The organism is Yoonia sp. 72, from assembly GCF_034652275.1.
Classification (GTDB): Bacteria; Pseudomonadota; Alphaproteobacteria; order Rhodobacterales; family Rhodobacteraceae; genus Yoonia.
Map to the genome: position 1 here is coordinate 235,821 of NZ_JAXIWG010000004.1, position 26,095 is coordinate 261,915.

Below are 26,095 nucleotides of genomic sequence, written 5' to 3' on the forward strand. Positions count from 1 at the left end.
CTACCACAGTCCATCAGGTCGATCTTTAACATTGATACTTGCAGGATGTGCTTTCGACAACCATTCCGGTTGCTGATCTGTCAATTTGTTCAGGACGTTAACCATTGATCCGTTGAGTAAGAGGCATTGTGCCAATGCTTTTAGAGAATGGCCGAGTCCGCGATTCTTGCCATAGGCGGCAACCTGTTGAAATGCCGAAATCACTGACGAAACCGTTTCAGTCAACAAGCAGGGTTTAGAGGCTATCCAACTCACCACCCCCCTCGTCAAAGGTTGCCAGTAGCCCCTCGATGCCAAAAATCACCCGACCCACTGCGGCTTTCCGTGCGAGGATGCCGAGCTTTATCATCATGATTGCGACGGTCGCGTCATGGGCTGGACGCATGCCAGTGATCACCATTTCGCCGGAATGAAGGTTGAACCACGCGGGATCAAGCTTTTTAGCCGCGATCAGGTTAACGAAGGCCTTGGGGCGTTCTTCTGACCCGATTGCGGCAAAGGCTGCGCGGATGTCGGCGTCGGGTGACAGGAGCGGCATCCGCTGGTCGATGAATGCCTCGATTAGGTCGCGCTTGTCGCGCCGCTGGACTTGCGACAACATAAGCTCAAAGATACGCCGCCGCATCTCGTGCGATTTCAGGCTTTCCATATCTCTGGACAAGCGGCTATGTTCCACAACTCGCACTTACATTGGGCCTGAGACACCTAACCCGCTTTTCATGACGATGCTTCGGAACAAGCACTCGATGCCAAAAATTCAATCGGTTTTGAAAGACCTCATGGGTCAGACAACGATCAACGACAATTCGTGCAATTTTAATGATGTCCTGCCGATGACCGTCCACTTTGCCACAATGGTTGGCGACATTCTGGTGATGGGATCCGCATAAGAAGGGGGGCCACAGCCCTTCAAATACTACTTCGTATTGAACAGGTGTATGAAAACTGTGAGCATGAGCAGAGCATGAAGGTTTAAGGTGACGGGTTTAATGAAGGAAAACTACAGCGTCTATCAGGCAAAATACTTCGCGCATTTCCTGACCCGCGAAGGTATCGGCGAGGATGAGGCCCTGACCCAGTCGCTTTCGTCGGCGCGGGTGGACATCAATCCTCATCAGGTGGACGCCGCTATGTTCGCTATGCGCTCGCCATTGTCCAAGGGCGTCCTGCTTGCAGACGAGGTTGGCCTCGGCAAAACGATTGAGGCCGCTCTGGTGCTGAGCCAGCGTTGGTGGGAACAGCACCGTAATCTGCTTCTCATCGTGCCGGCGTCCTTGCGCAAGCAATGGGCGACCGAATTGCGGGAGAAGTTTTCTCTGCCTTCGGTCATCCTTGATGCCAAACGTCTCAAGGACATGCTTGCTGCCGGCCATCCTAACCCTGTCGGACGCAGGGGCGGGATCATCATTATGTCCTATGAATTCGCGGCCAGAATGGCAGATACCCTGCGCGTCGTGCCATGGGATTTGGTGGTCTTTGACGAGGCACACAAGTTGCGCAATGTCTATAAAGCCGCCGAAAGCTCACGGGCCGCTGTGCTCCGCGACGCGCTTGCCGGGAGGCAAAAGCTGCTGTTGACCGCCACGCCGCTGCAAAACAACCTGATGGAACTCTACGGCCTCGTCACGATTATCGATGACACCTATTTCGGATCCGAGCAGGCCTTCCGGGCGGAGTTTGGCGGGCGCGAGGATATAGCGGCGCGTGCCTTGCTGGCCAAGCGGTTGGAACCCATCTGCAAACGCACACTCCGGCGTCAGGTGCAGAAGGCGGGTCTGATCAACTACACGAACCGACTGCCGAAGACCTTTGACTTCACGCCCGACCGGCTCGAAGTCGACCTTTACAACTCTGTCTCCGCCTATCTACAGAACCCCGACACCATCGCTCTGGGCCAGAACGGGCGTCACCTCGTCACACTAATGCTGCGCAAGATCCTTGGATCGTCCTCCTTTGCCATCGCGCAGACACTGGACAAGATGGTCCACCGACTTGAGGCGAAGCTGATCGTTGATGACGATACGCTGGACGACATCGACGGTTTCGCCGAGGAGGCCGAGGAATGGCGCGACGCTGGAGCCGGGGCCGAGGCAGACGCGGTCGAGGATCATTCCGATGACACCGTCGAAAAGATCGACCCTAAGAAGCTGCAAGCCGAAATAAATGAGCTAACACGATATCGCGATCTGGCCCGGTCGATTGGCGAAAATGCCAAGGGGAAGGCCCTGCTTGATTGCCTGTCGGGTGTTCTGATGGAGATCCAAACCAAAGGCGGTCAGTGCAAGGCGGTGGTATTCACGGAGTCAGTGCGCACTCAAGGATACCTTCGTGATCTGCTGGAGCAAAACGGATTTTCCGGGCAGACCGTAATCATAAACGGCTCGAACTCAGACAAGGACAGCGCGGCCATTTACAAGGCATGGATGGAAAAGAACCGCGGGACCGAGGCCATCTCGGGGTCGAAAACAGCGGATATGAAAGCGGCCATTGTCGACGCCTTCCGCCATGACCGCAGCATCCTGATCGCGACGGAATCAGGGGCTGAGGGCATCAACTTGCAGTTCTGTTCGCTGCTGATCAACTACGACCTGCCGTGGAACCCGCAGCGAGTCGAACAGCGGATCGGCCGCTGTCACCGTTACGGCCAGAAGATCGACGTCACCGTCATCAACTTCATCAACCGCAAGAACCAGGCCGAAGAACGCATTCACCAACTGCTCGAACAGAAGTTCAAGTTGTTCGACGGGGTGTTCGGATCCTCGGATGAGGTGCTCGGGGCCATCGAGTCCGGGGTCGATATCGAGCGTCGTATCCTCGAAATTGTCCAGCAAAGCCGGACTGATGAAGAGATTAACGCCGCCTTCGACAAGCTTCAGCTGGAATTCAGCACCGAGATCGACGAGGCCAAGCAGGACGCCCGCAACAAGCTGCTGTCGGAAATGGATGACAAGGTTATCGAACGGCTGCTGGGCCGCAAAGACAGTGTCAGCTCTGCAATCGGCGATTTCAAACGGGCGCTCTTGAACCTTGCGCGGGCCGAGTTGCCTGAGGCGCGTTTTCATCCGGATCATGCACAGCGGTTTGATCATGCCAGCTATACTTGGTCCACTGAATGGCCCGAGGCAGATGAGCGGGGTTGGCGGTTCTTCCGACTGGCTGATGAGGATCTGGCCGATCGGCTGGTGGCACAGGCCAAGGGGCGCGATCTGGCCCCCGCTGCGTTGGAATTCGACTATGCAGCCTATGACGGCAACCTTGGCGATGTGGCGCGGTTGCGGGGGCAGTCGGGCTGGATGCGGGTGGCACGGTTGACGCTCGAAACCCCGGCGCGCACATGGGACGAAATCATTTGCGCCGCCTTCACCGATGATGGCATGCCGCTTGACCCTGACACGGCTGAACGGATGTTGCGGGTGCCTGCCTGCGTTACAGCGGCAGATACAGGGATGCTGCCCGATGCGGAGCTGGCCACTGTTGTGTCAGAACGGCAGACGGCCCTTGTGGGCATCGCACAGGAACGGCTTGGCGAATTCCTGAACGAGGAAGAAGACCGCCTTGATGCCTGGCGCAACGATGCGCGGGTGGCCTATGATCAACAGATGAAGGCGCTGACCAAGGAAGCGGCTGAAAAAACGAAACTGGCCCGCGCCACGGCCAATCTGCAGGACAAGGTTGAATTGCAGCGCGAGGCCAAGGCCTTGAAAAGGCAGGTCGACGACCTGCAACACCAACTCTATACCCGGTTGAGAGAGATCGATGATGAGCGGGAACGGATGCTGGACGTGATTGCCGAGCAGCTGAACCTGACGCCTCAGGCCCTCGACCTGTTCACAATTAGATGGAGCCTGACCTGATGGCCGGAAAGACCAAGCTGGAACTTACCTGGATCGGCAAAGACAACCGTCCCCGCTTAGAGCCGCGCATCCTGATAGAGGATCCGGAGTTTTCGCATCATGCATCGGCCCGTCGCGAGGGGGATATTTTCGACAATGTGCTGATTCATGGGGATAACTTGTTGGCCCTGAAGGCGCTGGAGACGGATCCGGCGGTGCGGGGTAAAGTGAAATGCATATATATTGATCCACCATTCAACACAGGATCTGCCTTCGAGCATTACGATGACAGCTTAGAGCATTCAACCTGGCTGACCATGATGAGGGATCGACTTCAGATACTGAGAGACCTTCTTTCCGATAGTGGTGGCATTGCAGTTCAGCTCGACGATACCGAAGTCGCGTATTGCAAAGTAATGATGGATGAAGTCTTTGGTAGGTCAAATTATATAACAACTATTGCCGTCGAATCTGCAACAACATCAAGTTTTAAGACTGTAAATGTTGGCCCCACACAGGTTGCAAATTTTATTCTATGTTATTCAAAAGAAAGGTCGAACTTCACCTATAACATCCCATATTTAGGCAGCACAGAGGTGGATTTGGGCCATTTTTCTAGGTTCATCGATAATTTCGATGATCCATGTGAGGATTGGCGCTTCGAAAGTATAAACAACCACATATTGGGAACTCTTGGTTTTGAAGGTGATACTCCGAATGCTCGCTGGTCTAAAGCAAAGAAAAAGCTTGGCGAGGAAGCGACGGCTATAATCACAGAGCGAGCTAATGAGTTCGCAATTGAGAATGCTCATCGAGTTTTTGAAACGAAGACACTTCAAAAGCCAGCTGCGTGGCTAGTTGATCACCTGAAGAGATCTCGTGATTTGACGCACGTAATCAAACTTGATCGCGATGGTCTCGATCCACTTTATATTTATCAAGGTCGACAAGTTTATTTTCTCGGAAAGGGATTAAGGATTGTCGATGGTCAGAAACAGATAGCGAGGCCTGTTTCTAATATGTGGAACGATCTACCCACAAACAATTTGCAGGGAGAAGGCGGCGTAAGTTTTCCATCCGGAAAAAAACCAGAAGCTCTGTTGAGGCGGATCATTCAAATGTTCACAAGTGAGCGGGGTGAAATTGTTCTAGATTCTTTTGGCGGATCTGGAACAACTGCGGCAGTTGCTCACAAAATGGGACGCCGTTGGATTACTATTGAGCTTGGTGAACATGCGCAGTCCCACATAGTGCCACGTTTAAAGAACGTGATCGATGATAACGATCCAAAGGGTGTAACATTAGCTGAAAACTGGAAAGGCGGCGGCGGCTATCGCTTCTACCGGCTCGCTCCTTCGCTGCTGGAGAAGGACCAGTGGGGCAACTGGGTCATCGCCAAGGGCTATAACCCCGCCATGCTGGCCGAAGCGATGTGCAAGCATTTCAACTATGTCTATGCCCCCTCGAACGAGCATTTCTGGATGCATGGCCAGTCCTCGGAAGCCTCATTCATCTATGTCACGACCAACAGCCTGACCTTCGATCAGCTGCGCGCTATTTCTGATGAGGTCGGCGAGGAGCGTAGCCTGCTGATATGCTGCATGGCCTATGAGGCGAAGGGGGAAAACCTGACAAACCTGACCCTGCGCAAGATCCCACAGGCGGTGCTGAACCGCTGCGAATGGGGCAAGGATGACTATTCCCTCAAGATCAGCGCCCTGCCGATGATGGCGGATGATGAACCGGACGACGCCGGCCCCGCGCCGAAAGGCAGGGCCAAGGCCAAGCCAGACGATGCTACGCTAGACATGTTCGCAGATGACGGGGAGGCGTGAAGATGCAGACCGTTGACCCGAAGCGCGCCGTTGCCCAGATCACCCAGCGCCTGTCCCTGCGCAAACCTCAGGCCGAAGCCCTGCGACGCTTGGACGATATCGTCGACCTGATCGCACCCACCAAAGCCACCGATGTCGAGGCCGCCCGCGACGCCGTGCGCGCCGCTTATGGCAGCTTGCCCGATGCCGCGTTTGAGGATTTCGAGCGCGATTTCCCCAGCGTCTGCTTCGCGTTGGCCACCGGCGTTGGCAAGACCCGGTTGATGGGCGCCTTCATCAGCTATCTCTACATGATCGCGAAAAGTCGGAACTTCTTTGTTCTGGCCCCGAACCTGACCATCTACGACAAGCTGTTGGCCGATTTCCAGCCGACCAGTGCGAAATATGTGTTCCGTGGAATCGAGGCCTTTGCCCATAACGCGCCGCTGATCGTCAACGCCGAAAACTATGAGGAAGGTCGCGGCGTCCGCGGCACCGACCTTTTTGGCCGCGAAGGCGTGATCATCAACATCTTCAACATCTCGAAGATCAATTCGGAAGTGCGCGGCGGCAATGCCCCCCGGATCAAGCGCCTGCAGGAATACATTGGTGATAGCTATTTCAGTTATCTGTCCGAGTTAGATGATCTGGTCTTGTTGATGGACGAGGCCCACCGTTATCGTGGTTCTGCCGGGGCCAAGGCGATTGCCGAGCTGAAGCCTATCTTGGGGCTGGAGGTGACCGCGACGCCGAAAACGGTCGGGTCGAGGTCGCAGGATTTCCGGAACGTAGTCTATCGCTATGATCTGCCTGACGCGATGGAACACGGCTATGTCAAGGAACCCGCCGTTGGCACGCGGGCCAATTTCAACCCGAAGTCGGTGGATGAGGCCACGCTTGAGCGGATCAAGCTGGAAGACGGCATCAACTACCACGAGCATGTGCGCGTGGCACTTGAGACATATGCCCGACAGCACGCGGTCGCGGTCGTGCGCCCGTTCATGCTGGTAGTGACGCAGGACACTACCCACGCGCGCCAGATGCGGGATTTCATCGAGTCCGAGAAGTTCTTTGACGGCCGCTATAAGGGCCGTGTGATAGAGATCCATTCAAAGCTGACCGGCGAGGAAAGTGACGAGAACGCACAACGCCTTCTGAACATCGAAAAGGGTGAGGACACAGATATTGTCATCCACGTGAACAAGCTGAAGGAGGGCTGGGATGTCTCCAACCTGTTCACCATCGTGCCGCTCCGCGCCTCCGCCTCGGACATCCTGACCGAGCAGACATTGGGCCGCGGATTGCGTCTGCCCTATGGCAAGCGCACCGGGGTCGCCGTGGTGGACCAGTTGACCGTCATCGCCCATGAGAGGTTTAACGACCTCATTGAGCGCGCCAAAGAAGACAACGGCGTCACCCGCAGCCTGAAGACGGTGACAATCGGCGACGGTGGGGATGTCCCGGCATCCAAGCCGGTGATGGTGATCGCGCCGTCGATGATCGAACAGATGGTGCTAGAGGCCGAGACCCAAGCGGCTACACCCGAGGACGCATCGATTACCCCTTTAGCAGATGATCAGCCTATTGCGTCACAGGTATCTCCCGCGGCAGAAGCCGCGCCGCCCTTCCGTTTCAAAAAGCCGGAGGAGGTCAATTTGGCCCGGACAGTCCTCAGCCTCGTGATGCCCCAGATTAGCAGGCAGGTTGCCTCGATCAAGGACATCAATGATCCGAAGGTAATGCAGCGCATCGCCGAGGCGGCGATGGCGGTTCAGAAAACGCAAGACGGCCTCTTTCCGTCTGTTTCTGCGGAGCAGGCGGCCGCCGTCGTTGAAGAAGTCTGTAAGCAGTTGATCGAACGAACAATTGCCATTCCGACACTGACGATCACACCGACGCAACAGATATCCTTCGGGTTCAAACGTTTCGATCTGGATCTGAAAAACTGGAATTATCAGCCGTTGTCAAACGAGCTGTTGATCCAGGTTCTGCGAACAGAAAGCCGTCAGTTGATTTCAGGGGAGGCGGGGGGGGAAACGCCTGATCGCCTTGAGGATTATCTCGTCGCTAAGCTGGTGGACTTTCCCGAGGTTGATTACGACGCCCACGCTGACATCCTCTATGATTTGACAGGTCAGGTGGTGGCGCATTTCCGGCACAAATATCCGGAAGAGGAAAAGCTGCGCATCGTTTTACAGGGTCATGCCCGGGCGATGGCCGATGCAACCTTCGCTCAGATGAAGCAGAACATGTGGCGCGGGCAGACCGACTACCGCGTGACCATTACATCCGCGTTCGATCAGTTGCGTCCCCAGACCTTCGACGGGTCGGGTGCCGACGTCATGCGCCGGTTTACCGATGCGCCCGAAAAGCTGAGCGAGATCAGGCGCTTCATTTTCACCGGCTTTAAGAAGAGCTGTTATCAGATGGCCAAGTTCGATTCCGATATCGAGCGGAAGATGGCCGTGCTGTTGGAGCGGGACAGTTCAGTCCAACTTTGGATGAAACCCGGCCCGAACCAGTTCAAGATCTTCGATGCCGATGGCAGTGCATATCAGCCAGATTTCGTGGTTGAGACCATGACTGAAAAGCTGATTGTCGAAACTAAACGGGCAAGTGAAATGTCGGACCCGGTTGTTTTGAGAAAAGCAGATGCCGCCGCTCTGTGGGCGTTCATTGCAACCCAGTTTCAAGCCAAGGCCAGTGGAGACAAGCCTTGGTCATACCTCTTGGTTCCGGAAACGGCGGTGCAGGAGAATGCGACCATCAACGGCCTTGCTTCGAGTTACGCAAGGATCGCTGACGCCGATCTACGTTCGCGATATAGCCATGAGCCTGTAGATCACGGAGTAGTAGATGGACCTAGATGAAGCATGCAATACTCTAAGGCCGGAGCCATTGAGAATTGGGGTTTCTAAGTTTCGCACTTCGGGCAGCTTTGGGAAAATTTGGTCTGAGCGCAGCCCACGATAGGGGAGCTTCGTGCAGGGCCCATTGAGGCCGATTAACAGTGAGCGAAAATCGAGCATTGCAGCACCCAAACATGTGCATAGCTGCGTTCCTGCCTCTGCTTCATCAGTGTCGCCGGACCCCGCCTGCCTGAAGCTGCTCAGCCCTCCCGATCATCCGCACGACAGTCCGAAGGCTCAGATTGAAGTGACCGTAGCGCTTGATGGCTTCAACGACCGCCTCGATGGAAACCTCGTCCAGAGATTTTCTTAGCCCTTCGCGTCGGGCGAAACTGATCAGTTGGACTGGGGTGATTTCTTGGAGCCGGATTGGAGGGCAGCGGCTTAGAAGGGGTTCAGGCAAACGGAAGGCGTTGTTTGATGTCATTATCCACATCACATAGCTCATATCGAATTTGACTTCGAAGTAGGGGCAGGACCAGTTCGCCGCACTGAGCGGCTCCAGCAGCGGCAGCAATGCATCGGTCAAGCTGTAGGCATGGCCCTTTGTCGACTCTGCCCTTCCGGACTTCTCTACCTCGTCGACAACCACGACTGGATTTCCCACACGGTGCTCGAGGATGGAGGTGATGAGCCGCCCGGGGTTTGCATTTCCCCAACTTCGCTGCGATCCCACGAGGCCGAAGGATGCGCTCTCGTTGGTCGCCTCATAGACCATTGTCGGAACATTGATCAGGTTGCCCAAGGCGCGCGCCCAAGCGCTCTTGCCGATGCCGGGCGGTCCATCGAGCAGGACGGGCGGCAGGCGAAGGCCGGGGTCGCCCTCTCGCGCGCAGCGCCGCATTCCGTGCCAAACAGTTTCGGTTGCTGGTCCCATCCATGGATATTCTGCGTGCAAGGCGGCGGCCAACTCATCGGCTTGGTGCTCTGTTGCGACACGTGCGAGGCGAACGCCTTGGCTGAGCCCCTCCAGCTTTTTTGTATCTTCGGATTTCAAATGGGTGAGGCCGGTCGCCGCGCTATAGCACCGACTGATCCGCTCTGCGCGGCGCTTGATGACTTGACGCTCAGTTGCTGGCAGGCGGGCATCTTCTTGGTGCGCCATCCACCCCTGTCTGTCCTGCTCGCCATCTGCCTTCGTAGTTTGCAGCTCAGCCTTCCTCGCAGCGACCAGTGCTCGCCTGTGCCGTGTAAGTCGCTCGATGACGGCGTCGCTGCTCATCTTTGGATCTGGAAACCTGGCCTTCATAAATGGGAAGTTCTGCATTTCGTGCTCTGTTGGTTGCGCGCATGCCAGTCCGCCTGTCGCGCGCGCAACTGACGAAAAGAACAAACTGATTGAGACCGGGGCCTGCAGGGCACTTTGCTGGTAAAGCAAAGCCTGGTCGAGATGCTGAAACTTTTCGGGTGATGATGCGGCGAGGTCAATGGAAGCACCCCAGAGGGCCGGAAACCCTGTCGCACAGTTTGACCAAAAGTGCCTTTTTAGCTTAAGAAGCTAAAGTATTGAATTGGTTGTGTTAATTCTTAAGATCTGGAAAAATGGGCTTCAATGACCTTGTAATAGGGCGTCAGAACTCCCGAAAGTGGGCCTCAATCGGCTGGCAATTCACAAGACCGCCCAGAGATCTGTGCATGGGCGAACCGACACAGGACGAAATTTGCGCATTTGCAAAAAACGCACTTTGCTAAATCTAGTATTTGCAAATTTTCTCAATCCCGCTTCATTCGCGCCCTGAACATGCTATGCAGGTCGAAACCTGAAGGGGAGGGGCTGGCATGGACATTCTGCAGGAACTCGAGGACCGGCGCGCCGATGCACGCCTTGGTGGCGGCGAAAAGCGGATCGCGGCGCAACACAGCAAAGGCAAGCTGACCGCGCGCGAACGCATCGACCTGCTGCTCGACGAAGGCTCGTTCGAGGAATTCGACATGTTCGTGGCCCACCGTTGCACCGATTTCGGGATGGAACAGGACCGGCCTGCCGGTGACGGCGTGGTGACGGGCTGGGGCACGATCAACGGCCGCATGGTCTATGTGTTCTCTCAGGATTTCACCGTCATGGGCGGGTCGGTGTCGGAAACCCACGGCAAGAAAATCTGCAAGATCATGGATCTGGCGATGCAGAACGGCGCGCCCGTGATCGGGATCAACGATTCCGGTGGCGCGCGGATTCAGGAAGGTGTCGCCAGCCTTGCCGCCTATGGCGACGTGTTCCAGCGCAATATCACCGCCTCGGGTGTCGTCCCGCAGATCAGCCTGATCATGGGGCCATGTGCGGGGGGCGCGGTTTACAGCCCCGCGATGACTGACTTTATCTTTATGGTCAAAGATTCCAGCTATATGTTCGTGACCGGCCCCGATGTGGCCAAGACCGTGACCAATGAAATCGTCACCGCCGAGGAATTGGGCGGGGCCAGCACCCATACCCGCAAATCATCTGTCGCTGACGGTGCGTTCGAAAATGATGTTGAGGCTTTGGCCGAAACCCGCCGCCTGTTCGATTTCCTGCCGCTGAACAACCGCGACCAGCCGCCCGTGCGCCCGTTCTTTGACGATGTGAACCGGATCGAGGAAAGCCTTGATACGCTGGTCCCCGCCAATCCGAACACGCCTTACGACATGAAGGAACTGATCCTGAAAATCGCGGACGAAGGCGATTTTTACGAAATTCAGGCCGAGTTCGCGAAAAACATCCTGACCGGTTTTATCCGTCTGGAAGGGTCCACCGTGGGTGTCGTCGCCAACCAGCCGATGGTGCTGGCGGGGTGTCTGGACATCGACAGCAGCCGCAAGGCCGCGCGGTTCGTGCGGTTCTGCGATGCGTTTGAAATCCCCGTGCTGACGCTGGTGGATGTGCCGGGCTTCCTGCCGGGCACGTCACAGGAATACGGCGGCGTCATCAAACACGGCGCGAAACTGCTTTACGCCTATGGCGAGGCGACTGTGCCCAAGGTCACCGTCATCACCCGCAAAGCCTATGGCGGGGCCTATGTTGTGATGGCGTCCAAACATCTTCAAGCCGATTTCAACTATGCCTGGCCCACGTCCGAGATCGCCGTGATGGGCGCAAAGGGCGCGACCGAGATCATCCACCGCGGCAAATCCGCCGAGGAAATCGCGGCACGCACCGCCGAATACGAGGCGCGATTCGCCAATCCCTTCGTCGCCGCCGAAAAGGGGTTCATCGACGAGGTGATCATGCCCCATTCCACGCGCAAGCGGATCTGCCGCGCCTTTGCGTCGCTGCGTAACAAGAAAACGCAGATGCCGTGGAAGAAACACGACAACATTCCGCTTTGAACCAAAGGTCAGACTGATGGCGCTGCCATATATGGACAAACACCGCGGCTTTCCGGGCCGCCTGCCGGGGACGGATTTCCAGTTCGTGATCCGCCGCGCGAACAAGGACGGGGCGACGCCCCTGTCCGAGCGTATCCGCTATCCCGACCGCCGCCCTGCCGACAAACGCGCCGATGCAGGCTTTATGCAGGCATTGTGGGAAGCCTTCGGAGAAGAACCTTTCGTGCGCGGCAATCTGGACGCGGGCCGTCTGAGCTGGCTTTTCGGGCGCGAGGTAATCCCCGCCGAAGACCCCTTTGATCCAGCAAGTTACGAGGCGATGCTGCGGATCGACGTCAAGGTTGCGCGGCAGAGTTTCCCCGACATCCCCGGGTTGAACGAATGATTGCCATGGTCGGGCATCTGGCAGGGCAGGAAACCGCCGATTTGCGGACGGTGCGCATTGCGCGCTTTGCGACGCTGCGGGCCTGCGCCATGATTTCAGATGTAGCGGCGCGGTTTGGCACGCGTGCCTCTGCAACCACTGACCATGTTTACCCTTCCCCTTGCCGGTCTGCCTGTCCCACAGGCGGACCGGTTTCCCATTTGACGCGCGGCATCGGCGGAATTCCGGCTGCTATTGGATATCACGGCAAAACCGCTATTGAGTTGTGGGGCAATAACGTCGATTTTGGCGCTATCTTCGAAAAACTGGAAAAAGGCAGAAAACCATGCAGAAAAAATCAATCATCCTCGCGGCCTTCGCAGCCTTCGCACTTTCCGCTTGCCTGGAAAGCGACACCGAACGTGCTGTCGTCGGCGCAGGCGGTGGTCTGGTCGCAGCTGAAGTGTTGGGCACCGATCGTACGGGCACTGTGCTTGCCGGTGCAGCGCTTGGCGTGTTCTGTGACGACGTCGGCATCTGCCGTCCCGCCACACGCTAAATCCGCAGCCCGCAACAGGGCTGTCAGTCAATCTTTTCGCCGTCGGGGTGTTACTCCGGCGGCGTTTTTGCGTTTTGGGGGGGACCATTGATGTTCAAGAAAATTCTGATCGCCAACCGTGGTGAAATCGCCTGCCGCGTGATCAAGACCGCGCGCCGCATGGGCATCAAGACCGTCGCGATCTATTCCGACGCCGACCGCCATGCCTTGCACGTCAAGATGGCGGACGAGGCGGTCCATATCGGGCCAGCCCCCGCCAACCAATCCTATATCGTGATCGACAAGGTGATGGCCGCGATCAAGGCAACCGGTGCCGAGGCCGTGCATCCGGGCTACGGTTTCCTGTCCGAGAACGCCAAATTCGCCGAGGCGCTCGAGGCCGCAGGCGTGGCTTTTATCGGCCCGCCCAAAGGCGCGATCCTTGCGATGGGTGACAAGATCACCTCCAAGAAGCTCGCGCAGGAGGCCAATGTCTCCACCGTGCCGGGTTACATGGGCCTGATTGCTGACGCGGAAGAGGCGGTGAAGATTTCCAACCAGATCGGCTATCCGGTGATGATCAAGGCCAGCGCCGGTGGCGGCGGCAAGGGCATGCGCATCGCATGGACTGATCAGGAAGCCCGCGAAGGGTTCCAGTCCTCCAAGAACGAGGCGGCCAGCAGTTTCGGCGACGACCGGATTTTCATCGAGAAATTCGTCACACAACCGCGCCATATCGAAATTCAGGTTTTGGCCGACCAGCATGGCAATGCGGTCTATCTGCACGAGCGCGAATGTTCGATCCAGCGCCGCAACCAGAAGGTCATCGAAGAAGCACCCAGCCCGTTTCTGGACGAAGCGACCCGCAAGGCGATGGGCGAACAATCCGTCGCCCTTGCGCAGGCGGTGGGCTACACCAGTGCTGGCACGGTGGAATTCATCGTCGATGGGAACCGCAATTTCTATTTCCTCGAAATGAACACGCGGCTGCAGGTGGAGCATCCTGTCACCGAACTGATCACCGGCATCGATCTGGTCGAGCAGATGATCCGCGTGGCTGCGGGTGAAAAGCTGCCTTTCCAGCAAAGTGATCTGAAGATCAACGGCTGGGCGATGGAAAGCCGCCTTTACGCCGAAGACCCTTACCGTGGGTTCCTGCCGTCCATCGGGCGTCTGACCCGCTATCGCCCGCCCGTGGAAGAAGCGACCCCCACCCGCGTCGTGCGTAATGATACCGGCGTCTTCGAGGGCGGCGAGATCAGCATGTTCTACGATCCGATGATCGCCAAGCTGTGCACGTGGGGCCCGGACCGCGCGTCGGCCATCGCGGAAATGCGGCTGGCGCTCGATGCGTTCGAGGTGGAAGGGATCGGGCATAACCTGCCGTTTCTGGCGGCGGTCTATGACCACGAGAAATTCACGTCTGGCACGATGACCACCGCCTTCATCGCCGAGGAATTCCCCGACGGGTTCAACGGCACCACCCTGCCTGATGAGACCTGCCTGCAGATCGCGGCCTCTGCCGCCGCGATGCACCGTGTGTCGGAAATCCGGCGTGCGCGGATCAGCGGGCGGATGGGCAACCATGAACGGCATGTGGGCGAGGATTGGGTCGTCACCATTCAGGGCACGCATCACCGTGTCCATATCGCCGCCGACAAGAAAGGTGCCGATGTGACGATCGCAGGCAGCACACTGCGCGTGACCAGCGACTGGACACCTGGCCAGCCGCTGGCGCGGCTTGATGTCGATGGCGCGCCTTTGGTGCTGAAGATCGGCAAGATTTCAGGCGGGTTCCGCGTGCGCTATCGCGGTGCCGATCTCAAGGTGCATGTGCGCAGCCCGCGTCAGGCGGAACTGGCAGCCTTGATGCCCGAAAAACTGCCGCCCGATACGTCCAAAGTGCTGCTCTGCCCGATGCCCGGCCTGATCGTCAAAGTCGATGTGGCGGTGGGCGATGTGGTGCAGGAAGGGCAGGCGCTCTGCACGGTCGAGGCGATGAAGATGGAAAACATCCTGCGCGCCGAACGCAAGGGCGTGGTGGCCAAGATCAATGCCAGCGCCGGTGACAGCCTTGCCGTCGATGACGTGATCATGGAATTCGAATGACCGGTCAGCGGATATTTTCGCCGCGCCGGTCCTCGATTTCCTGCTGGCGCAGCGGGGTGCGGTCGATGGACCGCGTCAGTTCGCGCACGCTCCAGAGTTCGGGCTTGCGTTGCAGGACGCGCCCGTCCTTGTCCACCACCGTCAGCGCATATCCGCGCGGGCGCAGCGTGGTGCGCACCGACGTGCGCGCCGCAGGATCGGTGTCGGTGATCAGGATCACGTCGCGTTCGACCAGCAGGTCGATATCTGCCAAAAGCAGGTCCATCTGCTGGCGGAACCTTGGATCATTGGGCGTGTCGGCGAAAACTACGACCGCGCGGGCCAGCCATTGCAGTTCGGCCAAGGTGACCTCGGACGCATCGAAAACCTGCGTCGGGTCTGTTTCCCACCGTTCGATGACGGATTGTTCGACCGCCGCCTCGTCAGCCGACAGGCTGGTGGTGGCAACAAGCGCGACAAGCGCGATAAGGAATAATCTTTTCATACTTACCGATATAGTCCGACCATGCCGCAAAGCTAAGTCCCAAAGGCGCAAGGACAACACCTTTTTTGCGACCGGATGTCACACAGCCAACAGGAGCCCGCGATGACCGACAAGAAAACATGGGAAAAGCTGGCCTCGGATGAATTGCGCGGCAAGCCGGTGGAGACGCTGACATGGCACACGCTGGAAGGTATCCCCGTTCAACCGCTCTATACCGCCGAGGATACCGCCGACCTGCCGCATCTGGGCGGCATCCCCGGCGCGGCGCCCTATACGCGCGGCGTGAAGGCCACGATGTATGCAGGCCGCCCTTGGACGATCCGGCAATATGCGGGGTTTTCGACGGCCGAGGAATCCAACAATTTCTACCGCAAGGCGCTGGCCGCAGGGCAGCAGGGTGTCTCCGTCGCCTTCGATCTGGCCACGCATCGCGGCTATGACAGCGACCATCCACGGGTGGAAGGGGACGTCGGCAAGGCCGGTGTCGCCATCGATTCCGTCGAGGATATGAAGATCCTGTTCGACGGCATTCCGCTGGACAAAGTGTCGGTGTCCATGACGATGAACGGCGCAGTGATCCCGATCCTTGCCAATTTCATCGTCGCGGGCGAGGAACAGGGCCATCCGCGCAATGTGCTGTCCGGCACCATCCAGAATGACATCCTCAAGGAATTCATGGTGCGGAATACCTATGTCTATCCGCCCGAACCCTCGATGCGGATCATCGCGGATATCATCGAATACACCACTGCCGAGATGCCGAAGTTCAATTCGATCAGCATCAGCGGCTATCACATGCAAGAGGCTGGCGCGAACCTTGTGCAGGAACTGGCCTATACTTTGGCCGACGGGCGCGAATATGTGCGTGCGGCCATCGCACGCGGCATGGATGTGGACCAGTTCGCAGGAAGGCTGTCGTTCTTTTTCGCCATCGGGATGAATTTCTTCATGGAGGTGGCGAAACTGCGCGCGGCGCGCCTGCTGTGGTCGCGGATCATGGCGGAATTCGACCCCAAGGACCCCAAATCGTCCATGCTGCGCACCCATTGCCAGACCTCGGGCGTGTCCTTGCAGGAACAGGACCCCTATAACAACGTGATCCGCACCGCATACGAGGCAATGTCGGCTGTGCTGGGCGGGACGCAATCCTTGCACACCAATGCGCTGGACGAGGCGATTGCCTTGCCGACAGAGTTCTCTGCCCGCATTGCGCGCAATACCCAGTTGATCTTGCAGGAAGAAACCGGCGTGACGAAAGTCGTCGATCCGCTGGCGGGGTCGTACTACGTCGAAAGCCTGACGCATGAGCTGGCCGAGAAAGCCTGGGAATTGATCCAGGAGGTAGAGGAGATGGGCGGCATGACCAAGGCCGTCGCATCCGGCATGCCCAAACTGCGGATCGAGGAAACAGCTGCCAAGCGGCAGGCCGCCATCGACCGTGGCACCGAGGTCGTCGTCGGCGTCAACAAATACCGCAAGGACAACGAGGACCCGATCGACATCCTCGATATCGACAACGAAGCCGTGCGCCTGTCGCAGATCGCGCGGATCGAACGGACCAAGGCCGCCCGCGATGCCACAGCCTGCGATGCGGCGCTGGCTGAACTGACCCGCCGCGCAGGCGAGGGCGGCAATCTGTTGGAGGCGGCCGTGACCGCCGCGCGCGCACGCGCCACCGTGGGGGAAATCAGCATGGCGATGGAAAAAGTGTTCGGCCGCCACCGTGCCGAGGTCAAGACGCTCGCCGGGGTTTACGGTGCTGCCTACGAAGGCGACGCCGGTTTCGCGGCCATTCAGGCCAGTGTCGAGGCCTTCGCCAAGGAAGACGGGCGCCGCCCGCGGATGCTCGTCGTCAAGATGGGGCAGGACGGGCATGACCGCGGCGCCAAGGTCATCGCGACCGCCTTTGCCGATATCGGGTTCGATGTCGATGTCGGCCCCCTGTTCCAGACCCCCGCCGAAGCCGCACAGGACGCCATCGACAACGACGTGCATGTGATCGGGATTTCGTCGCAGGCGGCGGGCCACAAGACGCTGGCCCCCAAGCTGGTGCAGGCGCTGAAGGATGCGGGGGCCGACGATATCATCGTCATCTGCGGCGGGGTCATCCCGCAGCAGGATTACCAGTTCCTCTATGACAGCGGCGTCAAGGCGATCTTTGGCCCCGGCACCAATATCCCCAAGGCGGCGGAAGATATCCTGCACCTGATAAGGGCTGCGCGCGGCTGATCCGGCCCCTGCGGCGCCGGAGGCCTCCGGCGGGGATATTTTGGCTCGGAAGATGAAGGAAAGACCATGCTGACACTCGACCATCTTGCCGTTGTGGCGGAGGATCTGGCCACGGGGACCGCCTTTGTCGAGGCCGCACTTGGCATCACCATGCAGCCTGGGGGCAAGCATGTCCGCTATGGCACGCATAATACGCTCTTGGGGCTGGGGGATGATCTGTATCTGGAGGTCATCACCAAGGACCCCGAAGCCGCCCCCTATGACGGGCCGACATGGTTCGGGCTGGATCATTTCAGCGGGCCGCCGCGTCTGGGCAACTGGATTTGCCAGACGGATGATCTGGAGGCCGTCCTGCGCGATGCGCCCGCTGCGGTGGGATTGCCACGTGACCTGTCGCGCGGCGATCTGGCGTGGCGGATCACGGTGCCGGATGATGGCAGCAAGCCTTATGACGGCGCCTATCCGACTTTAATCCAGTGGGCGTCGGGCACGCATCATCCGGCGCGCCGTCTGGCCGACAGCGGCTGTCGTCTGGTGGAACTGACCGTCAGCCATCCGCAGGCGGATGATCTGCGCGCGATGCTGCCGCTGGCCGATGACAGGGTCCGGTTCCACACGGGGCCTGCGGGATTTGCCGCCGTTTTCGACACGCCACAGGGGCGGCGCAGCCTCGGCTAGGCATTTTCGTCCGTGCAGGTGCAGCGAAAGGTTGCAACAGGCGCACAGGTCGGGTTCAAGATCGGGCAATGTTGTGATCAAAGGACCCCCATGTCGATCTGGACCCGCATTGGCGAGGCGCTGGCCGCACTGGCGAATGGCGAAGGCCTGCTTGCGGTCTTTGACCGCTTGCGCACGCCGCCGGACCGCAGTGTCGCCTTTACCATCGCCGTGATCGCGCTGGGGGCCAAGATGGCCAAGGCCGACGGCCATGTGTCGCGCAACGAGGTCCGTGCTTTTCGCGATGTCTTCGTGATCGCTCCCGAGGAAGAGGACAACGCCGCCCGTGTGTTTGACCTCGCGCGGCAGGATGTAGCGGGCTATGACATCTATGCGCGCCGCATCAAGGCGATGTTCGGCGATCATGAAGGGCCGCTTTGCGATCTGCTGGAAGGCTTGTTCCATATCGCACTGGCCGATGGCAATTATCACGCGGCCGAGGATGCCTTTCTGCAAGAGGTGGCTGCGATCTTTGGCTTCGACGAACGCCGGTTCAGGACGATCCGTGCGCAATTTGTCCCCGATGCGGAACGTGACCCGTTTTCTGTTCTGGGCGTCGATCCCGATGCGCCGATGGACAAGGTGCGTGCCGCATGGGCGCAACTGGTCCGCGACACCCACCCCGACCGCATGATCGCGCGCGGCGTACCTCCCGAGGCGGTCAAGCTTGCCGAACGGCGCATGGTCGCGATCAACCGCGCTTGGGAAGATATCCGGGCACAGCGGGCATGAGGATCGTCACCTACAACGTCGAATGGTTCAATACGTTGTTCGACGATGCGGGGCGGTTGATTGATGACGACAGCTGGTCGTCGCGCTGGAATGTGACCAAGCGCCAGCAGACAGGCGCGCTCGGCCATGTGTTTCGCGCCCTTGATGCCGATGCGATCATGGTGATCGAAGCCCCAGACACCAACCGCAGGCGCAGCACGATCCGCGCGCTGACCCAGTTCGCGCAGGATTTCGATCTGCGCGCGCGGGCGGTGCTGACCGGCTTTCCCAACGAGACCCAACAAGAGATCGCGCTGATGTTCGACCCCGCCGTGATGCAGGCCGAACACGACCCGAAATCCAGCGCCGATGCGCCTGCCTTTGACGGCAAATACCGCGTCGATCTGGATGTGGATGCGCAGCCGGAAACGATCCGCTGGTCCAAACCGCCGCTGGAGGTGGCGGTGACCACGCCTGCTGGCCCTTTGCGGCTGATCGGGGTCCATGCCAAATCCAAAGCGCCCCATGGCGCCAAGGACGGCGCGGCCGCCGTGCGCATCGCGATCGAGAACCGGCGCAAGCAGCTTGCCCAATGTGTCTGGCTGCGCAAACGCGTGGACGCGCATCTGGCGGCGGGGGATGACCTGATCGTGCTGGGCGATTTCAACGACGGTCCGGGACTGGACGAATACGAAAAGCTGTTCGGCCGGTCGGGGGTCGAGATCGTGCTGGGCGAGGATGGGCCTTTGGGCCTTTATGATCCGCACGGGCGCATGGCTTTGGGGCGCAAGGTGGGCGCGATGCCCACAACCGCACGGTTCAAGCGCAAGGACCAGCCCTATCTGCAGGCCTTGCTTGATTACGTGATGATCTCGCCCGGATTGCGCGCAAAATCCCCGCAGTGGCAAATCTGGCACCCGTTCGACCATCTGGCCTGCTATCACGATCCGGTTCTGCGCGAGGCGCTGCTTTTGGCGTCGGATCACTTTCCGGTCGTACTCGATCTCGCACTCTGACCCGCTCACATTGAAAATCGGGGTGGAAAGGCTTATGCTCATGTCATGCGACTGACCGCGATCACCCTTGTCCTGACTGTGTTGCTAGCTGGCCCTGCGCCGGCCCAAAGCGCCGATGATGCGCCATCCGGCGGGTTCAACCTTGTCGAGGAAGGCGCGCGGATGATCATGCGCGGCCTGATAGAGGAAATGTCACCCACTATCGACAGCCTGCGCGACACGCTGGAGGAAATGGGGCCGGTCGTGGGGGATTTCCTGCGCGAAATGGGCCCCGGTCTGGCCACGTTCCTCAATCGCGTGGATGATGTGCGGCATTACGAGCTTCCCGAATTTTTGCCCAACGGCGACATCATCATGCGCCGCAAGCCCACCGCGCCGCTGTTCATGCCCGATACCGCAACCGACGGCGGCGAGATCGAGCTTTGAGGCGCAGGCTTTAGCCTTCGAATTTGACGATTCCTGTCGCGTTCAGGGCTGCGGCCAGCGCGTTGAACCGGATTTCGGCCACTTCGCCGTAGAGCGGGCGGGCGTGCTCGGTCAGCCGCAGGGTCAGCTCACCTGCTTTGCGGTTCCATTTCAGCGTGCCGGGCTGTTCATCCGCCGTCAGCCAGAGCATCGCGCCAAGGCGCATCGCCTTGCCCAGAATCTCGGCTTCCTTGATCTGGTCGGGCGTCAGCATCGCGAACAGCGGGTCGAACCGGCTGCTGGCGGTCTTGCTGGAATAGCGGTTCATCAGCGCCAGCCCCAGCAGCACCCGTTCGTAATGTTTCAGCCCGCCAAGGTTGGCGCGGGTGGCATTGTCGAAGGTCACTTCGGCGCGGTAATCGGGATGCGCGCGCCAGCTGACGTCATGCAGCAGGCAGGCGGCCTTGATGATGCGTTTGCGCTGCCAGTTGGCACGCGGGAACAGTGGTTTGACGAAATCATACAGGATGCGCCCGAAACCGGGCAGACGGGCGTCCTTGTTTTCGGCGAACCGGCAGGATTCGATCAGCGGGTCGCGTTCGCGCAGCGCGCGCGGCATTTGTTCGTAAAGCATCCCTTCGCGGATACCATAGGACGACACGGCGACATCCTTGGGCTTGAAGGTGCGCATCAGTTCTTTCAGCACGATGGACGCAAGCGGCACCAGCGACATCCGGCTGTCCGAGATATGGCAGCGGCCCCGCAGTTCGGTCAGGTCGGATTTGCGGATGTATTCGGCCGTCATGCTGATCTGGCGCGATGACATGCGGTATTCGTGCAGCACGGTCAAAGGATAGCCGCGCCGTTCCATGTCGATCCGCGCGATGGCCCGCCACGACCCGCCGACCAGAAACAGGCGCATGCCGGTTTCAAAGTTCATTTCCTTGTGCAGCTCTTGCATCGTGTCGCGGACATAGGCCTTGATCGCCTTTTTGCCGCCCGGAATCTCGCGCAGTTTCAGCGGGCCAAGGGCGGATGTCACGCGCTGGCCCACGCGCCCTTCGGCCAGATCGGCCAGTTCCATGGACGACCCGCCGATGTCGCAGACAAGGCCGTAACTGCCCGGCCAGCCCAGAAGCACGCCTTGGGCGGACAGACGTGCCTCTTCCTTGCCGTCGATGACCCAGAGCTTGACGCCGGTCTCGCGCAGCACCTCGTCGCGGAAGTCCTGCCCGTCACTCGCCTCGCGCACGGCGGCGGTGGCCACGGCGGTCAGCGGCGGGATGCCCATGCCTTTGGCAAGGGCCGCAAAACGGCGGATCGCGGAAATGGCGCGTTTGCGCCCTTCGGGGTTCAGATGGCCGGTCTGGGACATGCCCGCACCCAGCGCACACATGATCTTTTCGTTGTAGAAATAGGCAGGCGAGCGCGCAGCCCCGTCGAACACGACCAGGCGGACAGAGTTCGATCCCACATCGACCACACCGACCCGCGCCAGCGCCTGTGCGGCGGGGTCCTCGAACAACGGACGCCCGAAAGGGCCCCAGTCGATGCTGTCAGGCTCGGATTGCTGGTTCATTCTGTCCCCGTGTGTGACGCCCGACTGGTATCGGTCAATCGTCCGTGTGGGTCAATTGCGGAACATCCGACGCCCCCGCCGACCCGCGCCCCGAAAGCGAGGGGTTTTCCATGAAAAAGCGGTGGCAATTGAACGCAAATTCGCCTTCGGGCGGAGTGGCGCGGGTAAAACTGCCATCGGGCGCCATGACCCAGCTTTGCGCAACGTCAGCCATATTTGCGGCCATGATCTGGCTGACAATCTGCGCCTTGACGGTCGGGTTCTGGATATCGACCAGCGTTTCGACGCGGCGGTTCAGGTTGCGCCCCATCCAGTCGGCAGAGCTGATATAGACCTTGGCCTTTTTGGACGGCAGCGCCGCGCCATTGCCGAAACAGACGATGCGCGAATGTTCCAGAAACCGCCCCACGATGGATTTGACGCGGATATTGTCCGACAGGCCTTTGACACCGGGGCGCAGCCCGCAGATGCCGCGGATCACAAGGCTGATCTTCACGCCCGCCTGCGACGCGGTATAAAGCGCGTCGATCACATCGGGTTCCACAAGCGAATTCATCTTGGCCCAGATCATCGCGGGTTTGCCCGCGCGGGCGTTGTCCGCCTCGATCCCGATCCGGTCGATCAGCGTCTGTTTCAGCGAAATCGGAGATATCGACAGGTTCTTCAGCCCCTCGGGCTGGGCATAGCCGGACAAGTAGTTGAACACCTTGGTCGCATCGCGCCCCAGATCCTGATCGCAGGTGAAAAAGCTCAGGTCGGTATAGATCCGCGCCGTGATCGGGTGGTAATTGCCGGTGCCGAAATGGGTATAGGTCACCAGCCTGTCGCCTTCGCGGCGCACCACGGTGCTGATCTTGGCGTGGGTCTTGTAGTTCACGAACCCGTAAACGACATGCGCGCCCGCCCGTTCCAGCCTGCGAGACTGGCGGATATTGGCGGCCTCGTCAAAGCGGGCCTTGAGTTCGACCAGTGCGGTGACCGATTTGCCGTTCTCGGCGGCCTCGCAAAGGGCTGTGACGATGGGTGATTTCTGCGACGTGCGGTAAAGGGTCTGCTTGATCGCCACCACGTCAGGATCATGCGCCGCCTGATGCAGAAACCGCACCACCATGTCGAAAGTCTCATAAGGGTGGTGCAGCAGCATGTCCTTTTGCCGGATCGCGGCGAACATGTCACCGTCATGATCCTGCACCCGTTCCGGCACACGCGGCGTGAAACTGGGCCAGAGCAAATCTGGCCGGCTGTCCAGCACCAGTTCGCCAAGGTCGGAAATCCCGATCAGCCCGTCCACCTCGACCACAGCATCGCTGGACACATGCAATTCGGACATGATCAGCGATTGCAGCGCGGGCGGGGCATTGGCCGAAATCTTGAGCCGGACAACCTCGCCCCGGCGGCGGCGTTTCAGCGCGGTTTCAAACTCGCGCACAAGGTCTTCGGCTTCTTCTTCCAGTTCCAGATCGCTGTCGCGCAGCACCTTGAACCCGCAATTGCCTTTGACCTGATAGCCCGGAAACAGGCGCGGGATATGCAACAGCAGCAGTTCTTCCAGCGGCAGAAACCTGTGCCCCGCCGCACTGGGCAGCGAGATGAACCGCGCAATCTGGGCAGGGATCGGCAACAGCGCGCGCAGGCTGCGCTTGTCGGCGCTGCGTTCGAGCTGCAAGGCCAGCGCGAAACCCTCGTTGGGCAGGAATGGAAACGGATGCGCGGGGTCGATGGCCAGTGGCGACAGGACCGGAAACACCTGATCGAGGAAGTAATTGTCCAGAAAGTCGCGGTCATCCTCGGTCACGTCCTTGCGCGTCAGGATGGCGATGCCGTTGTCTTTCATCTCGGACTGAAGCGCGCTGAACACGACCTGCTGGCGCGTCATCAGGGCGCGCGCCTCGCGGTCGATCTCGACCAACTGTTCGGCGGGGGTCAACCCGTCGAGCGCAGGCGTGACATTGCCCGCAATGGACAATTCACGCAGGCCCGCAACGCGGACGGTATAGAATTCATCCAGATTGGTCGCGGAAATTGACAAAAACCGCAGCCGTTCGAGAAGCGGGACGCGCGGGTTCTCGGCCTCTTCCAGCACACGCCAGTTGAACCCGACCCAGCTGAGTTCACGGTTCACGAACCGCGCGCAGCTGGCAAGGTCGGTTTCAAGGGCGGTCGCGGCGGGAAAGTCGCCTGTCAGGAAATTTGCGTTGATCATGCTGCCTTGTGTCCCGCGAAGGTTGCGGTTTTGTGACGATGATGCAGCGCCTAGTCAGGCTTGTCCAGCAGCCGCGCGGCAAGCCTCTGGTTGATCTTGTGCCCTGTCGCAAGGGCCGCGCTGTCCAGTTCGGCCACGATGGCGGCGGCAGCGGCAAAAGACCGTTCGATCCGCGGCGCAAGATAGGCCGCAAGGTCGGGCGGCGGCAGCAATTGGCGGTCGGCGAACAGCTTGATCATCACCGCCTGCAACAGCGCATCATCGGGGTCCGCGACCTGCACGACGGCGCTGCCCTGCATCCGGCTGGCCAGATCGGGCAGGGTGACGGGCCAATGCCCGGGCGTCTGGCGCGCGGTCATCAGCAATAGCCCGCCGCTGTGTTGCAGGTGGTTGTGCAGGTGGAACATCGCCTCTTGGGCGGCCTGCGGCAGGCTGTCCATATCCTCGATCACCAATGCCGCCGCTTCGGGCTGGAAATCGGGGGTCAGGTCTGCGGCCGCGATGATCTGCGTGGCCTGACCGCCCGCGAAAATCCGCGCGAGGTGGCTTTTGCCGCAGCCCGCAGGCCCCGCGATCACCAGTTTGCGCAAAGGCCAGCGGTCGGGGTCGGTGACCATGCCAAAGGCCGTCGCATTGGCAGTCGAGACGAAAAAATCATCCGGCCCCAGCGCCACCCCGTTGGGCCAGTCGAAACTCAGTTGCTGCGCGATCATAGGTCTTTGGACTGCCCGCGATAGAGCAGGCTTGTGCGGTAGCGCCCCAGCCCGTAGCGCGTTAGCACCCCGATAACGGCGGCCACCGGCACGGCGACCAGCATGCCCACGAACCCAAAGAGCGACCCGAACACCGACAGCGCGAAGATCAGCCAGACAGGGTGCAGTCCGACCGACGACCCCACCAGTTTCGGTGTCAGCACGTTCCCTTCCAGAAACTGCCCCAGCGCAAAGATCGCGCCGACGATCCCGATCCGCAGCCAGTTGGTCGTATAGGTGACGGTATCGCCATCCGCGACCTCGACCGAGCCCCAGAACTGGAACAGCGCCAGCCCGATCGCGAGAACCCCGCCGACCAGCGCGCCGACATAAGGAATAAAGGTAATCAGCCCCGCGATGAAGCCTACGATCAGCCCGAAATTCAGCCCCGCCAGCATCAGACCCACTGCGTAATAGGTGCCAAGCACCAGACAGACCGTGCCTTGCCCGCGGATAAAGGACGCAAGCGTGCGGTCGATCTCGCTTCCCAAATGGCGCACGGTGGCCACGTGATCGCGCGGCAAAAGGCTGTCGATCTTGGCGATCATGTTGTCCCAGTCAAGCAGCAGGTAGAAGGCGACAACCGGCACGATCACCAGCAGCACGATGATGTTGAGCAGCCCCATGGCCGAGCTGAGCAAGCCGTTGATCAATTCGCCGCCGCGCGACTGGATGGTTTCACCGATGGCCTGCAATTGCTGGCGGATCGTGCTGTCAGGCTCGATCAGGTCGGGGAAACGCGTGGTCAGGCCCGCCTGTAGCCGCTCGAACACGGCAGGGGCAGTTTCGATCAGCGCCGTCGTCTGTTTCACCAGCGTCGGGATGACAAGCAGGATCAGCAGGATGAACACCATGCCTGCAGCCAGCGTGATGATGCTGACCGACACCACACGGCTAAGCCCCAAGCGTTGCAACCGATCCGCGACAGGGTCCAGCAGATAGGCGATGGCGCCCCCCAGCACGAAGGGCAGGATCACATCCCCCAGCGCCCAGAGCACGACAAGAAACACCGCCATCGCGATGCCCCAATATTTGATCTGGTCCTTGACGGGCAGGGCCATCGGTCACTCCGCTTTTGGTTTGCGCTGTGATGCGGCAAACGCGCCTTGCTTGCAAGGGTTCTGCGCTA

The 26,095-nt window shown here is 59.5% G+C and carries 19 protein-coding genes; 12 read left to right on the plus strand and 7 right to left on the minus strand.

The genetic code is table 11. The annotated features are described in order from the left end of the window. Positions 1-235 precede the first annotated feature (235 nt). The gene (locus VCK47_RS16310) at positions 236-649 is read right to left on the minus strand and encodes a type I restriction endonuclease subunit R, EcoR124 family (protein WP_322891439.1); all 414 of its coding nucleotides are present in this window, start codon (positions 647-649) and stop codon (positions 236-238) included. Positions 650-977: 328 nt separating this feature from the next. On the opposite strand from VCK47_RS16310, the gene VCK47_RS16315 reads away from it, so the two are divergent. Genes VCK47_RS16315 through VCK47_RS16325 form a run of 3 tightly spaced genes read left to right on the plus strand, consistent with a single transcriptional unit; the run spans position 978 to position 8,517 of the window. Further along, positions 978-3,854, plus strand: coding sequence for an SNF2-related protein (locus tag VCK47_RS16315; protein WP_322891438.1), 2,877 nt, complete (start codon positions 978-980; stop codon positions 3,852-3,854). After that, positions 3,854-5,668, plus strand: coding sequence for a site-specific DNA-methyltransferase (locus tag VCK47_RS16320; protein ID WP_322891437.1), 1,815 nt, complete (start codon positions 3,854-3,856; stop codon positions 5,666-5,668). The genes VCK47_RS16315 and VCK47_RS16320 overlap by 1 nt, the downstream gene beginning before the upstream one ends. A 2-nt stretch (positions 5,669-5,670) precedes the next feature. Beyond that, positions 5,671-8,517 (plus strand): DEAD/DEAH box helicase family protein, encoded by a 2,847-nt coding sequence (locus tag VCK47_RS16325; RefSeq protein WP_322891436.1) that lies wholly within the window; start codon positions 5,671-5,673, stop codon positions 8,515-8,517. A gap of 205 nt (positions 8,518-8,722) precedes the next feature. Here VCK47_RS16325 and VCK47_RS16330 read toward each other — a convergent pair whose 3' ends face one another. After that, the gene (locus tag VCK47_RS16330) at positions 8,723-9,823 is read right to left on the minus strand and encodes an AAA family ATPase (RefSeq protein ID WP_322891435.1); all 1,101 of its coding nucleotides are present in this window, start codon (positions 9,821-9,823) and stop codon (positions 8,723-8,725) included. Positions 9,824-10,335: 512 nt separating this feature from the next. On the opposite strand from VCK47_RS16330, the gene VCK47_RS16335 reads away from it, so the two are divergent. The 4 genes from VCK47_RS16335 (at position 10,336) to VCK47_RS16350 (ending at position 14,870) form a co-directional block, all read left to right on the plus strand. Next, complete coding sequence (locus VCK47_RS16335; RefSeq protein ID WP_322891434.1) at positions 10,336-11,859, plus strand: acyl-CoA carboxylase subunit beta; 1,524 nt, start codon at positions 10,336-10,338, stop codon at positions 11,857-11,859. Between the two features lie 31 nt (positions 11,860-11,890). Then, on the plus strand, positions 11,891-12,244 hold the full coding sequence (locus VCK47_RS16340) for a hypothetical protein (protein WP_026352429.1): 354 nt from the start codon (positions 11,891-11,893) through the stop codon (positions 12,242-12,244). A 325-nt stretch (positions 12,245-12,569) separates the two neighbouring features. Further along, positions 12,570-12,782 carry a hypothetical protein gene (locus tag VCK47_RS16345; protein WP_322891433.1) on the plus strand — a complete coding sequence of 71 codons (213 nt, stop codon included), beginning with the start codon at positions 12,570-12,572 and terminating at the stop codon, positions 12,780-12,782. 90 nt (positions 12,783-12,872) lie between these two features. After that, positions 12,873-14,870 (plus strand): acetyl/propionyl/methylcrotonyl-CoA carboxylase subunit alpha, encoded by a 1,998-nt coding sequence (locus VCK47_RS16350; RefSeq protein ID WP_322891432.1) that lies wholly within the window; start codon positions 12,873-12,875, stop codon positions 14,868-14,870. A 4-nt stretch (positions 14,871-14,874) separates the two neighbouring features. Here the strand turns inward: VCK47_RS16350 and VCK47_RS16355 are convergent, their stop codons facing one another. Next, positions 14,875-15,354, minus strand: a complete 480-nt coding sequence (locus tag VCK47_RS16355) for a DUF4174 domain-containing protein (protein WP_322891431.1) — start codon at positions 15,352-15,354, stop codon at positions 14,875-14,877. Between the two features lie 102 nt (positions 15,355-15,456). Between VCK47_RS16355 and scpA the strand changes: the two genes are divergently transcribed. From scpA to VCK47_RS16380, 5 genes are all read left to right on the plus strand, one after another. Next, positions 15,457-17,583, plus strand: coding sequence for a methylmalonyl-CoA mutase (gene scpA, locus VCK47_RS16360; RefSeq protein WP_322891430.1), 2,127 nt, complete (start codon positions 15,457-15,459; stop codon positions 17,581-17,583). Positions 17,584-17,649: 66 nt separating this feature from the next. Then, positions 17,650-18,261 carry a VOC family protein gene (locus VCK47_RS16365; protein ID WP_322891429.1) on the plus strand — a complete coding sequence of 204 codons (612 nt, stop codon included), beginning with the start codon at positions 17,650-17,652 and terminating at the stop codon, positions 18,259-18,261. 90 nt (positions 18,262-18,351) lie between these two features. Next, positions 18,352-19,032, plus strand: a complete 681-nt coding sequence (locus VCK47_RS16370; protein WP_322891428.1) for a molecular chaperone DjiA — start codon at positions 18,352-18,354, stop codon at positions 19,030-19,032. Then, entirely contained in the window at positions 19,029-20,027 is a 999-nt protein-coding gene (locus tag VCK47_RS16375) for an endonuclease/exonuclease/phosphatase family protein (protein ID WP_322891427.1), read from the plus strand. Before VCK47_RS16370 ends, VCK47_RS16375 begins: the two co-directional genes overlap by 4 nt. Before the next feature lie 45 nt (positions 20,028-20,072). After that, on the plus strand, positions 20,073-20,453 hold the full coding sequence (locus VCK47_RS16380) for an AAA+ family ATPase (RefSeq protein ID WP_322891426.1): 381 nt from the start codon (positions 20,073-20,075) through the stop codon (positions 20,451-20,453). 10 nt (positions 20,454-20,463) lie between these two features. Here VCK47_RS16380 and VCK47_RS16385 read toward each other — a convergent pair whose 3' ends face one another. Genes VCK47_RS16385 through VCK47_RS16400 form a run of 4 tightly spaced genes read right to left on the minus strand, consistent with a single transcriptional unit; the run spans position 20,464 to position 26,027 of the window. Beyond that, positions 20,464-22,011 (minus strand): Ppx/GppA family phosphatase, encoded by a 1,548-nt coding sequence (locus tag VCK47_RS16385; protein WP_322891425.1) that lies wholly within the window; start codon positions 22,009-22,011, stop codon positions 20,464-20,466. 34 nt (positions 22,012-22,045) lie between these two features. Further along, on the minus strand, positions 22,046-24,214 hold the full coding sequence (locus tag VCK47_RS16390; protein ID WP_322891424.1) for an RNA degradosome polyphosphate kinase: 2,169 nt from the start codon (positions 24,212-24,214) through the stop codon (positions 22,046-22,048). 50 nt (positions 24,215-24,264) lie between these two features. Beyond that, on the minus strand, positions 24,265-24,927 hold the full coding sequence (locus VCK47_RS16395; RefSeq protein WP_322891423.1) for a DnaA ATPase domain-containing protein: 663 nt from the start codon (positions 24,925-24,927) through the stop codon (positions 24,265-24,267). Then, positions 24,924-26,027: an AI-2E family transporter gene (locus VCK47_RS16400; RefSeq protein ID WP_322891422.1), complete on the minus strand. Its 1,104-nt coding sequence runs from the start codon at positions 26,025-26,027 to the stop codon at positions 24,924-24,926. Before VCK47_RS16400 ends, VCK47_RS16395 begins: the two co-directional genes overlap by 4 nt. Between the last annotated feature and the right edge of the window lie 68 nt (positions 26,028-26,095).

Bases quoted from the DNA above. Each gene is read 5' to 3' on its own strand.
- VCK47_RS16400 (WP_322891422.1), bottom strand. From the start codon at position 26,027: ATGGCCCTGCCCGTCAAGGACCAGATCAAATATTGGGGCATCGCGATG.
- VCK47_RS16310 (WP_322891439.1), bottom strand. From the start codon at position 649: ATGGAAAGCCTGAAATCGCACGAGATGCGGCGGCGTATCTTTGAGCTT.
- VCK47_RS16350 (WP_322891432.1), top strand. From the start codon at position 12,873: ATGTTCAAGAAAATTCTGATCGCCAACCGTGGTGAAATCGCCTGCCGC.
- VCK47_RS16335 (WP_322891434.1), top strand. From the start codon at position 10,336: ATGGACATTCTGCAGGAACTCGAGGACCGGCGCGCCGATGCACGCCTT.
- VCK47_RS16345 (WP_322891433.1), top strand. From the start codon at position 12,570: ATGCAGAAAAAATCAATCATCCTCGCGGCCTTCGCAGCCTTCGCACTT.
- scpA (WP_322891430.1), top strand. From the start codon at position 15,457: ATGACCGACAAGAAAACATGGGAAAAGCTGGCCTCGGATGAATTGCGC.
- VCK47_RS16370 (WP_322891428.1), top strand. From the start codon at position 18,352: ATGTCGATCTGGACCCGCATTGGCGAGGCGCTGGCCGCACTGGCGAAT.
- VCK47_RS16380 (WP_322891426.1), top strand. From the start codon at position 20,073: ATGCGACTGACCGCGATCACCCTTGTCCTGACTGTGTTGCTAGCTGGC.
- VCK47_RS16395 (WP_322891423.1), bottom strand. From the start codon at position 24,927: ATGATCGCGCAGCAACTGAGTTTCGACTGGCCCAACGGGGTGGCGCTG.
- VCK47_RS16340 (WP_026352429.1), top strand. From the start codon at position 11,891: ATGGACAAACACCGCGGCTTTCCGGGCCGCCTGCCGGGGACGGATTTC.
- VCK47_RS16365 (WP_322891429.1), top strand. From the start codon at position 17,650: ATGCTGACACTCGACCATCTTGCCGTTGTGGCGGAGGATCTGGCCACG.
- VCK47_RS16330 (WP_322891435.1), bottom strand. From the start codon at position 9,823: ATGCAGAACTTCCCATTTATGAAGGCCAGGTTTCCAGATCCAAAGATG.
- VCK47_RS16325 (WP_322891436.1), top strand. From the start codon at position 5,671: ATGCAGACCGTTGACCCGAAGCGCGCCGTTGCCCAGATCACCCAGCGC.
- VCK47_RS16355 (WP_322891431.1), bottom strand. From the start codon at position 15,354: ATGAAAAGATTATTCCTTATCGCGCTTGTCGCGCTTGTTGCCACCACC.
- VCK47_RS16385 (WP_322891425.1), bottom strand. From the start codon at position 22,011: ATGAACCAGCAATCCGAGCCTGACAGCATCGACTGGGGCCCTTTCGGG.
- VCK47_RS16320 (WP_322891437.1), top strand. From the start codon at position 3,854: ATGGCCGGAAAGACCAAGCTGGAACTTACCTGGATCGGCAAAGACAAC.
- VCK47_RS16375 (WP_322891427.1), top strand. From the start codon at position 19,029: ATGAGGATCGTCACCTACAACGTCGAATGGTTCAATACGTTGTTCGAC.
- VCK47_RS16390 (WP_322891424.1), bottom strand. From the start codon at position 24,214: ATGATCAACGCAAATTTCCTGACAGGCGACTTTCCCGCCGCGACCGCC.